Raw genomic sequence first — 13556 nt, 5'->3', positions numbered from 1 at the left:
GGGCTCACGCGAGCCCAGGCTCACACTTCGTCGGGGCTACGCAGATTGGTCACGGCGATCCGCTGCTCGCGACGCTGTTCTTTCTGCGAAGGCATGTCGGCACGGTAAACACCCTGATCACCGACTACCCAGGACAACGGCCGGCGCTCCTGACCGATGGATTCCTGCAGCAGCATCAAGCCCTGCAGAAATGCCTCGGGACGGGGCGGGCAACCAGGAATATAGACGTCGACCGGCAGGAACTTGTCGACGCCCTGGACCACGGAGTAGATGTCGTACATGCCGCCGGAGTTGGCGCAGGAGCCCATCGAGATCACCCACTTGGGTTCCAGCATCTGCTCGTACAGGCGCTGGATGACCGGAGCCATCTTGATAAAGCAGGTGCCGGCGATGACCATGAAGTCCGCCTGGCGTGGGGAGGCTCGAATCACTTCCGCGCCAAACCGCGCCACGTCATGCGGCGCAGTAAAGGCGGTGGTCATTTCCACATAGCAGCAGGACAAGCCGAAGTTATACGGCCACAGGGAGTTCTTGCGCCCCCAGTTCACTGCGCCATTCAGAACATCGGCAAGTTTGCCCATGTAGATGTTCTTGTGGACTTGATCATCTAGCAGCGGGTCGGAAACAGTCTCCCGCTCGCCGACCGGATAGCGCTCATTAGGCGCATCCGGATCGATCCGAGTAAGTTTGTAGTGCATCGCCAAAGCCTCATTGTTTTAGCTTCGCCTGCCGCTCGCGACGGCCCTGAGGTGCCCAATCGAGCGCCCCGATCCGCCAAAGGTAGACAAGACCTGCCAACAGAATTGCTATAAAGACTGTAGCTTCGATCAGCCCAGCCCAGCCGCTTTCGCGCACCGAAACTGCCCAAGCGAAGAGAAAGAGGGCTTCAACGTCGAAGATCACGAAGAGCATCGCGACCAGATAGAATTTGGCTGACAGGCGCAGACGCGCGCTGCCGACGGGCAACATGCCGGATTCAAAGGGCTCATTCTTGCTGCGGCCCCAGGCTTTGCTACCCAGCAAGCTGGACAGGCCAAGCATAAAACCGATGAGCCCGAAGACTCCCAGCAGGAACACAGCAAAAGCCCAGTTATGGGACATGGTCGTTACCGCATCAGGCATGCCGGTACTCCTTGGGTAAAAGGAACGGCTTGTATAATTTTATTGTGGCGAGTGCGAACCCCAAGCTGGGTCGCCCGCAAAGTATGGCCGCAATTCTATTCGCACAACGTTTTAGTAACTAATTATTTTCTGTTCACAAAGCGACATAAATGCGTAGCCAATCGTCAAAACCCTTTCAACACACCAACCACGGGCGCTGAAGCGCATCAGCAGTTGGTTCCATTGAATACAGCCGCTATGCTTGGCTGCATCTCAATGGATAAAGACTATGACCCTCACCGAACTGCGCTACATAGTCACCCTCGCTCAGGAACAGCACTTTGGCCGCGCCGCCGAGCGCTGTCACGTCAGCCAGCCGACGTTGTCGGTGGGGGTGAAGAAACTCGAAGATGAGCTGGGCGTGCTGATCTTCGAACGCAGCAAGAGCGCAGTGCGCCTGACTCCGGTCGGTGAAGGCATCGTCACCCAGGCGCAGAAGGTACTGGAGCAGGCCCAGGGCATTCGCGAGCTGGCCCAGGCCGGCAAGAACCAGATGGCCGCGCCGCTGAAAATCGGCGCGATCTATACCGTCGGCCCTTATCTGTTCCCCCATCTAATTCCGCAACTGCATCGCGTCGCCCCGCAGATGCCGCTGTATATCGAAGAAAACTTCACCCACGTGCTGCGCGACAAACTGCGCAATGGCGAGCTGGACGCGATCATCATCGCCCTGCCGTTCCATGAAGCCGATGTGCTGACCAAGCCGCTATACGACGAGCCGTTCTACGCCCTGCTGCCCGCCGGCCATCCCTGGGCCGCGATGAAAACCATCGACAGCAAGCTGCTGAATGACAAGAGCCTGCTGCTGCTCGGTGAAGGCCACTGCTTCCGTGATCAGGTGCTGGAAGCCTGCCCGACCCTGCGCAAGGGCGGCGAAGACAGCGCCAAGCACACCACGGTGGAATCCAGCTCGCTGGAAACCATCCGCCATATGGTCGCCTCGGGCCTCGGCGTATCGATCCTGCCGTTCTCCGCCGTCGACAGCCACCACTACGCTCCCGGCGTGATTGAAGTGCGCCCACTCAGCCCGCCGGCGCCGTTCCGCACCGTGGCCATCGCCTGGCGCGCCAGCTTCCCACGGCCGAATGCCATCGAAGTACTGACCGACTCGATCCGCCTGTGCTCGGTGGCCAAACCACTGCCCAAGAGCAACTAAGACAGGCCATGACCGAGCTGGCCGCGGTTTCTGTCACCGCGCTGAAAGGCGTGGGTGCCGCCCTGGCCGAAAAGCTCGCCAAGGTCGGCCTGGAAACCCTGCAGGACGTGCTGTTCCACCTGCCGCTGCGCTATCAGGATCGCACCCGCATCGTGCCTATTGGCGCGCTGCGCCCCGGTCAGGACGCGGTGGTGGAAGGCATAGTCGCCGGGGCGGATGTGGTCATGGGGCGCCGCCGTAGCCTGCTGGTACGCCTACAGGACGGCAGCGGCACCCTCTCCTTGCGCTTCTACCATTTCAGCCAGGCGCAGAAAGAAGGCCTCAAGCGCGGCACCCAGGTGCGCTGCTATGGCGAGGTACGACCAGGCTCATCGGGTCTGGAAATTTATCACCCGGAATACCGCGCGCTGTCCGGCAGCGAGCCGATTGCCGTGGAACAGACCCTGACACCGATCTACCCGACTACCGAAGGCCTGACCCAGCAGCGCCTGCGCCAGCTCAGCGAGCAGGCCCTGGCACGCCTCGGCCCGCACAGCCTGCCGGATTGGCTACCGCGCGAACTGGCCGACGATTACCAACTTAGTCCGCTTGATCAGGCCATTCGCTATCTGCATCGACCACCGCCGGATGCCGACCTGGAAGAGCTCGCCGAAGGCCGCCACTGGGCCCAGCACCGCCTGGCCTTCGAAGAACTGCTGACCCATCAACTGTCACTGCAACGCCTGCGCGAAAGCGTGCGCGCACAGCAGGCCCCGGCGCTGCCTCTGGCGAAAAGCTTGCCGCAGCAATATTTGGCCAACCTGGGCTTTACCCCCACCGGGGCGCAACAGCGGGTCGGCGCGGAAATCGCCTACGACCTCAGCCAGAGCGAGCCGATGCTGCGCCTGGTGCAGGGCGATGTGGGCGCCGGCAAAACCGTGGTCGCCGCCTTTGCCGCACTGCAAGCGCTGGAAGCCGGTTACCAGGTGGCGCTGATGGCGCCTACCGAGATTCTTGCCGAGCAGCATTTCATCAATTTCAGCAAATGGCTGGCGCCGCTTGGCCTGGAAGTCGCCTGGCTGGCCGGCAAGCTCAAGGGCAAAGCGCGCGCCAGCGCTCTGGAGCAGATCGCCGCAGGCGCGCCCATGGTGGTTGGCACCCACGCGCTGTTTCAGGATGAAGTGCGCTTTGCCAAGCTCGCTTTGGTGATCATCGATGAGCAGCACCGCTTCGGTGTGCAGCAACGCCTGGCCCTGCGGCAGAAAGGCATCGGCGGGCGCATGTGTCCGCACCAGCTGATCATGACTGCGACACCAATCCCACGAACCCTGGCGATGAGCGCCTACGCCGACCTCGACACCTCGATCCTCGACGAACTGCCGCCCGGTCGTACCCCGGTAAACACCCTGGTGATCGCCGACAGCCGCCGCCTGGAAGTGGTCGAGCGCGTGCGCCTGGCCTGTAATGAAGGGCGTCAGGCCTACTGGGTCTGCACGCTGATCGAGGAATCCGAAGAACTGACCTGCCAGGCCGCGGAAACCACCTTCGAGGACTTATCGGCAGCCCTCGGCGGGCTGAATGTCGGCTTGATTCACGGGCGCATGAAGCCGGCGGAAAAAGCCGCGGTGATGGATCAGTTCAAACAGGGCCAGCTGCAGCTGCTGGTGGCCACCACGGTGATCGAAGTCGGCGTCGACGTGCCCAATGCCAGCCTGATGATCATCGAAAACCCGGAACGCCTGGGCCTGGCCCAGCTGCACCAGTTGCGCGGCCGGGTCGGTCGCGGCAGCGCGGCCAGCCATTGCCTGCTGCTCTATCACCCGCCGTTGTCGCAGCTGGGCCGCGAGCGCCTGGCAATCATGCGCGAGACCTGCGATGGTTTCGTCATTGCCGAAAAGGACCTGGAACTGCGTGGCCCCGGCGAGATGCTCGGCACCCGTCAGACCGGTCTGTTGCAGTTCAAGGTTGCCGACCTGATGCGCGATGCCGACCTGCTGCCCGCCGTACGCGACGCCGCGCAGGCCCTACTGGAACACTGGCCGCAGCACGTCAGCCCGCTACTTGAACGCTGGTTACGGCATGGCCAACAATACGGGCAAGTGTGAACCAGCGCACAGGGCAACCGTCGCCTGCGCCGCCGATTCACCAGCCCGCTGTTTATACTCGTGAAATTGCTGCCTCAGCCGGATACCGCCATGACTGAACTTGCCCTTGCTACCGACACCGCTCCGCGCCCGCCAGCGGTGATTCTGCAACTACTGGAAAAGCTCGGCCTGCCCTACCAAGTCTGCCGCGACCTGCCCGGCCTACCAGCTGCCCAACGCCTGCAGGCGGTATTACTGGATGACGCCGTGGGCGCACTACTGGTGCTCTATCCGCAGAGCCAGCTGCTTGACCTCAACCGCCTGACCGAACTGACCGGGCGCCAGCTGACCGCAGTCAAGCCGGAGCGCCTGGAGCGCATGCTCGGCAAACACAGCCTGAAAGTGCTGCCCGGCCTACCGCCGCTGACCAGCTCGCCGTGCCTGTATGACGAGCGCCTGCTGCAGGTGCCAAGCCTGTATATCGAGTCCGGCCAGCGCGGCGTGCTGCTGGAGCTGAGTACCGACGCCTTCAAAACCCTGCTGAGCAAGGCCAGCGCCGCACGTTTCGGCGAACCGCTGAGCAATATCCGCCTGAACCTCGATCGCCCGGACGACGACCGCGCCGAAATCACCCTGGCGGTGCAAGCCTTTACCGCGCGGCGCATCCAGCAACGCCTGGAAGAGACCATCGAGATTCCGCCACTGCCAGAAACCGCACAGAAGATCATCAAACTGCGCGTCGACCCGGATGCCACGGTGGATGACATCACCGGCGTGGTCGAAACCGACCCGGCGCTGGCCGCTCAGGTGGTCAGCTGGGCCGCCTCGCCCTACTACGCCGCCCCCGGCAAGATCCGCTCGGTGGAAGACGCCATCGTCCGCGTGCTGGGCTTCGATCTAGTGATCAACCTGGCCCTGGGCCTGGCCTTGGGCAAAACCCTGAGCTTGCCCAAGGACCATCCGCAACAGGCCACGCCGTACTGGCAACAAGCGATCTACAGTGCTGCGGTGATCGAAGGGCTGACCCGCGTCATCCCGCGCGCGCAGCGCCCGGAAGCCGGCCTGACCTACCTCGCCGGCCTGCTGCACAACTTCGGTTATCTGGTGCTGGCGCACGTGTTTCCGCCGCACTTCTCGCTGATCTGCCGCCATCTGGAGGTCAACCCGCACCTGTCGCACAGCTATATCGAGCAGCATCTGCTCGGCATCAGCCGCGAACAGATCGGCGCCTGGCTGATGCGCTACTGGGATATGCCGGAAGAACTGGCCAGCGCGCTGCGCTTCCAGCACGACCCTGAATATACCGGCCCCCACGCCACCTACCCGAACCTGGTGTGCCTGTCGGTCAGCCTGCTACGCAATCGCGGTATCGGCGCCGGTCCGCAGAGCGAGATTCCGCAAAGCCTGTTCGACAACCTCGGCATCAGCCGGGACAAGGCCGAAGAAGCCGTGAGCAAGGTGCTGGCCGCCGAAGTCGCGCTGCGCGAACTGGCGGCGCAATTCCACCCGGCACACTAAAACGCAGAAAACACAAAGGGGCCTACGGGCCCCTTTGTTGTTGCAGTCGATTAACTACTTCTTCAACTGCGCGCGCCGTGCGGCGAACAGCTCCGGCAGCACCTGCACGCTGCCATCGAGCAACTGGGCCACGGCTGGCTGCTCATACAAGGCGGCATATTCGGCCAGTTTTTCACTGGGCATCTGCCGGTAGGCGTAGAGCATAAAAGACTCCACCGCCTCGGAACTGGAGGCCCGCAGCGCGTCTTCCTGCGCCTTGGTCTGAGTGCTCAGGGCTTTCTCGTCGATGCTTTCACCACGGCCTTGCAAGGCCAGAAACGCCTGGGTCTTGCCGACTTCATAACGCAACAGGGTGGCTAGCGTAGTGGTGTGTGCGGCGGCATCCAGACGCCGTACCAGGGCCAGACGTTCCTCACGCGGCGGGCGCTCGCCCAGTTGTTTGCGATAGGCCGCCAAGCCTTCTGCGCCGCCCTCACCGACCGAACGCTCGGCGGCAGTAAAGCTCTGCGCCAGGGGGCTTTCCAGCAGGCTCTTGGCCTGTTGCAGCTGGGCTTGATCGAGCTTGCCGGTCAGCTTCTTGGCCAAGTCCAGGCACAGGCCATCGGCGGCAAACACCTTGGCCAACTGCGCTTGCTGTTTATCGCTCAACCCGCGCTGCACCAGCGGCGCACTCTGTTCGCAGAGCAAACGGATACCGGCCAGCTCGAATAACGGCGCAAAGGCTTCGGCTTTGGGAGGTGCAGCATGGGCAAGGGAGGAGGTAAACAGCAGGACACTTAGCAGCAGACGCATGGGCAAACTCTCACTAGGGCTATGCCCAGCCTAGCGAAAGCAGCACGCGCCGGCCAGCCCTGGCGCGCGGCGGTGAGGCTCAGGCGGCCTTTTTGGCAGCGTCTTTCTTTTTCGGCATCAGGTATTTGGTCAGACCCTGGAACCAGATCACCAATGCCGGGTTGCCCTGGATCTGGATGTCCTTGTTCTGGATGCCTTGCATAAACGCCAACTGCTTGTTTTTCGCGCTCATGGTGGCGAAACCGTAGGCAGCATCCTTGAAACCAAGGGCGAAGGCAGGCTCAGTAGCCGGGCCGCGCTTGCTGGTGATGCGCTGGTCTTTGACGATGAAGTGACGGGCAACTTTGCCGTCCAGGGTGTGCAGCTGAAAGACCATATCGCGGTCGACCAGTTGTTGCTGGAATGCCAGGTTTTCACGGCTGGCCTTGGCCATCAGACGGCCCAGCATCCACAGAAGAAAACGGAATTTCATGCGCGAGGCCTCGCAAAGGATAGGGAAAAGGCGGCGCATTGTAGCGGTTTGCGGCGGGGACTACATCCGGCTGAAAGAAGGGCGTGAATACGCTGGCCGGGGTGGTGCAGCCCGGAGCCAAAGGCCCCGGGCCTGAGGACTCAGTTGACCGCGTCTTTCAATAACCCGTAGGAAACCGTTTCAAAATTCACGTTTTGCAATTTATTTCTTTATAATCATGTACTTGCAATGTATAAATCTATGATATTACACCAATCGTTTCAATTCAACCCCTCAGCCCCCTAGATTCGTTGCGGAGGGATCAGGATCACCGTGATTTTGAAACAGCGACCGCTCGGTGACTCCCCCAACACGATCTATGAGCTGCCAGAAAATGATACGTTTTGATAAATCGGTGCCACCCAAGCTGCTTGTAATACACGAACATCCCGTCCTCCGCGCCCAGGCTCGCAAGCATCTGGAGTCATCCGGATACACGGTGGTTGAAGCAGGTAGCTGTAAAGAGGCTATCGCAATCATGCATACCTGCACCTTCGCAGGAATAATTGTCGATAACGAGATGGCTGATTATGAGGCTGCATCTCCACTTTCCGCTCGGAGTACTACTGGAAACTCTAATATCCCGTGCATAATACTTGCAACAAATCGGGTCATTCGAAAGCCGGAAAAAGATTTCAACACAGCCTTAGATGATTATTTGTATAAACCTTTCAGACCTAGTGCCCTAGCCAAGCATGTACATGAAGTAATAAAGACCGCTGTTGGGAGCGCGCATTTAAGGCTTGTATGTCCAGCAGTCTACGCTTTGACAGGGACAACAGGAATTAACCTCACAAAATTCAACCTTCCTTCTAAACAGATGATTTTGCTTCATACTCTTGTCAGCAACTCACCTCGCGCTGTGAGCAAAGCATGTTTCGTAGATGTTCTATATTCACACAAGAGCCCGCCAATAAATCCTTATAATGCAGTAGAGTCCTTAGTTTTTCATTTACGCAAAAGACTACGCGCCGAAGAATCAAATGTGAGTATAAAATCTGTTCGAGGCGTTGGGTATAGAGCTTCTATTAACCATAGACAGAACCCTATAATAACAAATGTTGATTTTCTGGAGCTCTAGAAACCCAGCCTCTACGAAATATCGGGATTGAAAGCCGCGTCTTTAGCGAATTTATTTTCTCAAATTAACCGTTTAAAATATCCTAGTACGCCTATCACCGACTATGGGTGTCGGACTTGGTGCTTCAAGGTATTTCTTCGACTTTAACGATGATTTGTTCGTTACTTAATACGCTGAGGACAGGAAGTGCTTAGACAGTGCTTCTGACCGGGATGCCCTTCTCAATGAGGTGAACACTGTCAAACTGCCCATGATCGTTATGAGCATTGACGACCCTAACGGCCGGATGTGTCCGTATTGTCTGGGTGAGCGCGCCCGGCCAAGAAGCCAGCAGGCTCATTTTCCCGTCCTTTAGTCGCAGCGACGCGGAACATACTGTGCTGCCACTCTGACGTGGGTGTCATCAAGCGTGCCGCTTCGTGTGAGAACTTAGCTATCAAGGCATACTTGCGGGTCTTTCTTTTTTGCATCAAGTTAATCCTCGGCATATATGCGCGCGCAAACATCTATCAAGCTTCGCAATCGGCACACGCACCCGATCGAAGTAGCACGCGTAAAAGCGCTGCAACCGTCGAAGCCCCAGTCATCAGCCATGCCTCAACGTGTGAGTCATAATCTCCATGCCCACACCCACTAATTTCTTAGTCAATGACACTGCCAACCCTATACATTCGCAACTCGCGTTACTCCAGATTCATTAGGCGTCAACACATCAAAAACAAGCTAACAACTGCTGCCTGTAATGCTGGGAAAAACTCACCTGATAACTTGGCTCGACTGAAAAGCCCTCTAGTGAAATGATGCTCGTAGTTCCAGCCTCAATAGCCTGCTCTTTGCCACACCCAATACTGTTATCCAGATTATTGATAATGTCTGTAGCCTCGGCCGAACTAGGCGTTGAGCCTGAAGCGGAAGCTGGCATCTGTACCTCGTTCAGTACCGCCAAGTCCTCCGGCAAATCATCCGCAATTCTCTCAGCCAAACACTGCAGCGTCGGCTCCGCCAACATGAACAGCCAAGCTTGATCATCGGACTCACCTGTACGCCTAAGCACTCGCCCAAGCACTTGCCGGTAATGCAACTCGGTGCGAATGCGGCTGAGATAGCAGCACACCTGAAGCCGGGGGATGTCCGTTCCTTCGCTGATCATTCCGACAGCGACAATCCAGGGAGAGGCGCTCTGCCTAAAGGCATTGATCACCTGCTGCGCATCCGGGATTTTGTTGGTCACAATGCAGCAAACCCCACCCCTGGACTCCAGAGCCTGGGCAATTTGCTGAGCGTGCTCAATGTCAGTGGCAACAACCAAACCGGCAGCATTCGGCTTGATTTGGCGAAGCTCATTGAGCTTGTTACAGCCAAGATCGAGTAGCTGATTGATCACGTCGTCATGGCGCAGCAATTCTTCGTAGGTGACAGGCGATTCCCCCAAGAGTTTGGCAATGCTGGGAAACATCCTGACTGTACTCTCAGGACCCATTTCCTCGGTCAGTTTTACCTTCTGATTGTCGAGCAAGACAATACGAGGAGAACGGCATACCGCATCGGCAATGGCCTCTTTCAGTCCGTATCGGTAGTCACAGATCAAGTGCCCTTCTGGCGTCGAGTACCGGGCCAAGACAATAGCCCGGTCATCTGAGCGCCATGGCGTACCGGAGAGCGCCAAGGTGAAGGCTGCGCGGTCTTGTATCCGATGCAATATCTGCTGCCCCCAGGCGTTGCTGAGAAGCGGATCATGGCCAGCGCAATGGTGTATCTCATCGAAGACCACGAGCACACGGTAATCATCAAGAAGCTGCCAGAACCCCTCATCTCGGTGCTCCATGGCCTGGTAGGTAAACGCCGTTCCCACAGCGCCTATCTGGCCATCCAGCCGCCTGCCAAGTACCTCTGCAAAGGTTGAGCGGAAGCCATCGACAACCTGGCAGGATGGCGCGAAGCACATCACCAGATCGATTTTGTCCTGCTTAAGCAACCTACTAGCTAACTCTGCCGCCATGCGTGTCTTCCCAGCTCCCGGCGTCGCCTGGCAGAAGAAGTGCGGTGTAGTGGCAAAGTGCTCCAATGCCGTGTCGATGCAGCTGAGTTGCCAGTCTCGTAGCGATCTGGTCATCGTGCAGCAAGCGTCTTGAGGGTCTTTTCGATGGCCCGAAGATGTCCGAGTAGACGTGAACTGCGATCCCTGGCCTCTAGGTACTCGTCTTCGACCTTATCCCGCAAATGCGGCATGTCTTCTAGGAGGAGCTTGAATCGCTCCGCCTCTCCCATTGAAGACAGGAAGTCCAAGCGGATTTCTTTGTGGAGCGCTTCCAGATGCTGATCTGCAATGGCTGACGATTCGAGCGGGACAGCCTCAATGTCATGCGCTGCAGATTCCCGCTCGGGCTCACAAGCAGTCTTGAGGCTGCTCTCAAACCCGTTGTCGATCAGCTGCAATTTCAGATGTACCGGAATCGGCTTTAGGTGGTAGACCTGCCCACGCGGACGACGCTCTTCATCTAGCACAAGCCAGCCCGTGCGCAGTAATCGCCGAATCTGCTCATACACATAGCGGCGCACATCGGCGATACGAAAAGTCATGCCCTCTAGACGCTTGGCATAGGCATCACGCAGTTCACGGGTAGTGAATCTTATGCTCCCTTCTTCCTGAAGCAGCTCATACAGACGCCTGTCGAAGATAAACGAGGCCGATTTCATTGAGGCACCAGAAGAGTTAACGCGTAAAAATGCGGATTATAATCCGTGGCTCGTGCGTCCGCAAACGCACGATAGTGCCGCCTCAGAGGAATTGAGACGGTCATGGATAAATTGGCGAAAGTGTTAGGGGAACGCATCCGAACACAAAGGAAGATTTGCCACATGTCTCAGGATGTACTGGCGCTGGCCTGCAGTATCGATCGTAGCTATATCGGTCGGATCGAGCGTGGCGAAGTAAACATCACCGTCGAGAAGCTTTATCGCATTGCTGCCGAGCTGGCCTGCGACCCCTCCTGCCTTTTGCCTCAAATGTCAGAGCTAGAACGCACCTGACTCATACAGCCGACGTCTGACGTTTTCTCCTGACTGCTTAATTTGCTTTTCGGCTCCAGGGGCCTTGCTAGCCCAGCTCGCGCGCCAGCTTTATTCCAACACGCTTTCCGGGTTATTCGGGTTGAGGACAGGGGCCGCGAGCTTGGCGGAAGTGGAGACGACCGCCATAATGAAATCAAACCGAGGCTCTCTAAACCAGAGCCTGCGGCTCTTTGCTCCATATGAGTAACCCATCATGGCTCGCCCCATCAAATCCCGAGGCGCAAAGGTTCACACCTTAGACTCTAAGGACTCGCTCAAGAAGCAAGCCCTTGCCGCGCGGATTAATCAAGAACAAGACCACCATTTCATGACCCATGATGCACTGGCCGATGTAGATGCCGGCAGGGTGATCAATCACCAAACTATCCAGGATTGGGCTGACAGACTCAGTGACGGAGATCCGACCCAGCGCCTTCTGCGCTGATATGTCTTTAAGCAATAGCGCTGGGCGCTAGGCAGACTATTGTCTGCCCAAAAACTGCAATTGAACTAAGGATGGTCTGAAGTAGTTGTGTATTTCTGGCTGACTTCAGCCCCTGCCGATTTTAAAAGCGGCAAATCGATCAAAAACGCTCAGATCACCCGCTTATTTCTGTGTTTTTAGCCGCCGCGAGCACCTCGCGGCAGCCATTTTCCACATTACAGGCGCACCTCTCCTGCATTCGCCAGTAAATGTCGGCGCGCCATCCACAGGTTCGACAGCGCGAACAGCGTCATCAGTTGCGCCGTGTTCTTCGCCAGACCACGGAAGCGCACCTTCACATAACCGAACTGGCGCTTGATCACCCGGAACGGATGCTCGACCTTGGCTCGTACCTGAGCCTTGGCCTTCTCAATCTTGCGCTTGGCTTTGTACAAAGCACTGCGCTTATCAAGCTTCTTGTAAGTACTACGGCGGGCGGCGATCTGCCAGATGACCCCCCGGCCTTCATGTTCAGGGCGTTTCTCGACGCCGGTGTAACCCGCGTCGGCACCGACCATGTTCTCATCGCCGTGCAGCAGCTTATCGACCTGGGTGACATCGGCCACGTTGGCCGCCGTGCCCACCACGCTGTGCACCAAGCCCGACTCATCATCGACACCGATGTGCGCCTTCATGCCGAAGTGGTGAGTCGGCCGCGGGAACTGCCCCCGCAGCCGCTCGCAGAACCGTACGTGACACTCTCGCGTCATACTGCTCCCGTTATCCAACCTTGCTGCCCGGTCACTCGCCAGTGATGAAACAGCCGGGGTACCACAGTCCGCATCTTGTCCAGCCATTGGCTAATGCGCCGCTTGCGCCTATGAAGAGCCTTGTATTTTCGTCGGGCCCAGCGTTCAAGCGCGCGGTCAATGTGCTGGAAGATGCCAAGCATGGCTGTCCGATAGAACGAGCCATAGTATTGCGACCACCCCTGTATCACTGGATTGTAGAGCCGAGCCACGTCGACCAGCGTCACGTGGGTTTGGCGATTGAGTCGCCACCTGCGTACCGCTTGCCGCATCCGCTTTAAGGCATCCGCACTCGCTCCCGGAAGGAAGCTCGTGAAGAGCTGGTCTTGTTTGCTGAGCGCCTTCCTCGGCCTAAAGGTGAAGCCGAGGAAGGTAAAGCTCACATGCGGATAACCTGCGCGACGGTTACTGTCCTTGCAGTACACGACCTTCGATTTCTCGGGGTGCATCGTCAAGCCACAGGCAGCCAGCCGTGAAGCAATGGAGCGCATCACGTACTCCGCTTGCTTTCGACTGCGGCAGTGCACCACCGCATCATCGGCGTAGCGGGCAAACGGGCAGTTGGGGCTGGTACGTTGCATCCAGGTGTCGAAGGCATAGTGCATGAACAGATTCATCAGGAGGGGACTGATCACTCCACCTTGCGGGGTGCCGCGTTCGCGTCGGACGCGCATACCGTGATCCGTTTCGAACGGCGCAACCAGCCACCGCTCGATGTACAGAAGTATCCAGTCCTCCTTGATGTGCAGGCGCACCGCCTTCATCAGCAACCCATGATTGATCTGATCGAAGGCTGCCTTGATATCAAACTCCACCACCCAGTCGTATCGCCAGCAGCGCTCACGCGTGATCGCCACCGCCTGCTTCGCTGATCGTCCCGGCCGGTACCCATAGGAGTCCGAGTGGAAGATCGAGTCCAGCTCCGGCTCGATGAGAAGCTTGACCACGGTTTGCGCGACACGATCACCAACCGTGGGCACTCCCAGCTTG

Annotated in this window: 13 protein-coding genes and 1 pseudogene; 6 read left to right on the top strand and 8 right to left on the bottom strand. The window is 58.1% G+C overall.

Annotation, left to right across the window (positions count from 1 at the left end):
- Positions 1-20: 20 nt before the first annotated feature.
- Positions 21-698 (bottom strand): NADH-quinone oxidoreductase subunit B family protein, encoded by a 678-nt coding sequence (locus Q8O69_RS19610; protein ID WP_108489146.1) that lies wholly within the window; start codon positions 696-698, stop codon positions 21-23.
- 10 nt (positions 699-708) lie between these two features.
- Positions 709-1122, bottom strand: a complete 414-nt coding sequence (locus Q8O69_RS19605) for an NADH-quinone oxidoreductase subunit A (RefSeq protein WP_090250607.1) — start codon at positions 1120-1122, stop codon at positions 709-711.
- A 268-nt stretch (positions 1123-1390) separates the two neighbouring features.
- Between Q8O69_RS19605 and Q8O69_RS19600 the strand changes: the two genes are divergently transcribed.
- The 3 genes from Q8O69_RS19600 to Q8O69_RS19590 all read left to right on the top strand — a co-directional run bounded on the left by Q8O69_RS19600 (position 1391) and on the right by Q8O69_RS19590 (position 5898).
- Complete coding sequence (locus tag Q8O69_RS19600) at positions 1391-2317, top strand: hydrogen peroxide-inducible genes activator (protein WP_305593866.1); 927 nt, start codon at positions 1391-1393, stop codon at positions 2315-2317.
- Between the two features lie 8 nt (positions 2318-2325).
- The gene (recG, locus tag Q8O69_RS19595; protein WP_305593864.1) at positions 2326-4401 is read left to right on the top strand and encodes an ATP-dependent DNA helicase RecG; all 2076 of its coding nucleotides are present in this window, start codon (positions 2326-2328) and stop codon (positions 4399-4401) included.
- Between the two features lie 90 nt (positions 4402-4491).
- Complete coding sequence (locus Q8O69_RS19590; protein ID WP_305593862.1) at positions 4492-5898, top strand: aminoacyl-tRNA deacylase and HDOD domain-containing protein; 1407 nt, start codon at positions 4492-4494, stop codon at positions 5896-5898.
- A 54-nt stretch (positions 5899-5952) separates the two neighbouring features.
- Here the strand turns inward: Q8O69_RS19590 and Q8O69_RS19585 are convergent, their stop codons facing one another.
- The gene (locus tag Q8O69_RS19585) at positions 5953-6690 is read right to left on the bottom strand and encodes a hypothetical protein (RefSeq protein WP_305593860.1); all 738 of its coding nucleotides are present in this window, start codon (positions 6688-6690) and stop codon (positions 5953-5955) included.
- 79 nt (positions 6691-6769) lie between these two features.
- The gene (locus tag Q8O69_RS19580; RefSeq protein ID WP_305593858.1) at positions 6770-7162 is read right to left on the bottom strand and encodes a helicase; all 393 of its coding nucleotides are present in this window, start codon (positions 7160-7162) and stop codon (positions 6770-6772) included.
- A 358-nt stretch (positions 7163-7520) separates the two neighbouring features.
- Here Q8O69_RS19580 and Q8O69_RS22270 point away from each other — a divergent pair, with 358 nt between their 5' ends.
- Positions 7521-8282, top strand: a complete 762-nt coding sequence (locus tag Q8O69_RS22270; protein ID WP_371136192.1) for a response regulator transcription factor — start codon at positions 7521-7523, stop codon at positions 8280-8282.
- A 712-nt stretch (positions 8283-8994) separates the two neighbouring features.
- Here Q8O69_RS22270 and Q8O69_RS19575 read toward each other — a convergent pair.
- Positions 8995-10395, bottom strand: coding sequence for a DEAD/DEAH box helicase (locus tag Q8O69_RS19575; RefSeq protein ID WP_305593856.1), 1401 nt, complete (start codon positions 10393-10395; stop codon positions 8995-8997).
- On the bottom strand, positions 10392-10979 hold the full coding sequence (locus Q8O69_RS19570) for a hypothetical protein (RefSeq protein WP_305593854.1): 588 nt from the start codon (positions 10977-10979) through the stop codon (positions 10392-10394). The genes Q8O69_RS19575 and Q8O69_RS19570 overlap by 4 nt, the downstream gene beginning before the upstream one ends.
- A gap of 102 nt (positions 10980-11081) precedes the next feature.
- On the opposite strand from Q8O69_RS19570, the gene Q8O69_RS19565 reads away from it, so the two are divergent.
- Both Q8O69_RS19565 and Q8O69_RS19560 read left to right on the top strand, forming a co-directional pair.
- A complete protein-coding gene (locus Q8O69_RS19565) occupies positions 11082-11312 on the top strand; it encodes a helix-turn-helix domain-containing protein (RefSeq protein ID WP_305593852.1) in 231 nt (76 codons plus the stop codon).
- Between the two features lie 235 nt (positions 11313-11547).
- Complete coding sequence (locus Q8O69_RS19560; protein ID WP_305593850.1) at positions 11548-11778, top strand: CopG family transcriptional regulator; 231 nt, start codon at positions 11548-11550, stop codon at positions 11776-11778.
- 215 nt (positions 11779-11993) lie between these two features.
- On the opposite strand, the pseudogene Q8O69_RS19555 reads toward Q8O69_RS19560, so the two are convergent.
- Both Q8O69_RS19555 and ltrA read right to left on the bottom strand, forming a co-directional pair.
- Positions 11994-12464, bottom strand: a pseudogene (locus Q8O69_RS19555) (IS5 family transposase); the annotation flags it as partial.
- A gap of 59 nt (positions 12465-12523) precedes the next feature.
- On the bottom strand, positions 12524-13556 hold a 1033-nt coding region (ltrA, locus tag Q8O69_RS19550), incomplete at its 5' end, for a group II intron reverse transcriptase/maturase (protein WP_305593848.1).

Source organism: Pseudomonas sp. (assembly GCF_030690725.1).
GTDB lineage: Bacteria > Pseudomonadota > Gammaproteobacteria > Pseudomonadales > Pseudomonadaceae > Aquipseudomonas.
The sequence above is the reverse complement of the archived record's forward strand: the minus strand, read 5'-3'. Positions and strand labels throughout refer to the sequence as shown.

Excerpts from the sequence above, each read along its gene's own strand:
- Q8O69_RS19580 (WP_305593858.1), bottom strand. The coding sequence starts at position 7,162 with ATGAAATTCCGTTTTCTTCTGTGGATGCTGGGCCGTCTGATGGCCAAG.
- Q8O69_RS19575 (WP_305593856.1), bottom strand. The coding sequence starts at position 10,395 with ATGACCAGATCGCTACGAGACTGGCAACTCAGCTGCATCGACACGGCA.
- Q8O69_RS19600 (WP_305593866.1), top strand. The coding sequence starts at position 1,391 with ATGACCCTCACCGAACTGCGCTACATAGTCACCCTCGCTCAGGAACAG.
- Q8O69_RS19565 (WP_305593852.1), top strand. The coding sequence starts at position 11,082 with ATGGATAAATTGGCGAAAGTGTTAGGGGAACGCATCCGAACACAAAGG.
- Q8O69_RS19605 (WP_090250607.1), bottom strand. The coding sequence starts at position 1,122 with ATGCCTGATGCGGTAACGACCATGTCCCATAACTGGGCTTTTGCTGTG.
- Q8O69_RS19570 (WP_305593854.1), bottom strand. The coding sequence starts at position 10,979 with ATGAAATCGGCCTCGTTTATCTTCGACAGGCGTCTGTATGAGCTGCTT.
- Q8O69_RS19610 (WP_108489146.1), bottom strand. The coding sequence starts at position 698 with ATGCACTACAAACTTACTCGGATCGATCCGGATGCGCCTAATGAGCGC.
- Q8O69_RS19590 (WP_305593862.1), top strand. The coding sequence starts at position 4,492 with ATGACTGAACTTGCCCTTGCTACCGACACCGCTCCGCGCCCGCCAGCG.
- Q8O69_RS19585 (WP_305593860.1), bottom strand. The coding sequence starts at position 6,690 with ATGCGTCTGCTGCTAAGTGTCCTGCTGTTTACCTCCTCCCTTGCCCAT.
- recG (WP_305593864.1), top strand. The coding sequence starts at position 2,326 with ATGACCGAGCTGGCCGCGGTTTCTGTCACCGCGCTGAAAGGCGTGGGT.
- Q8O69_RS22270 (WP_371136192.1), top strand. The coding sequence starts at position 7,521 with ATGAGCTGCCAGAAAATGATACGTTTTGATAAATCGGTGCCACCCAAG.
- Q8O69_RS19560 (WP_305593850.1), top strand. The coding sequence starts at position 11,548 with ATGGCTCGCCCCATCAAATCCCGAGGCGCAAAGGTTCACACCTTAGAC.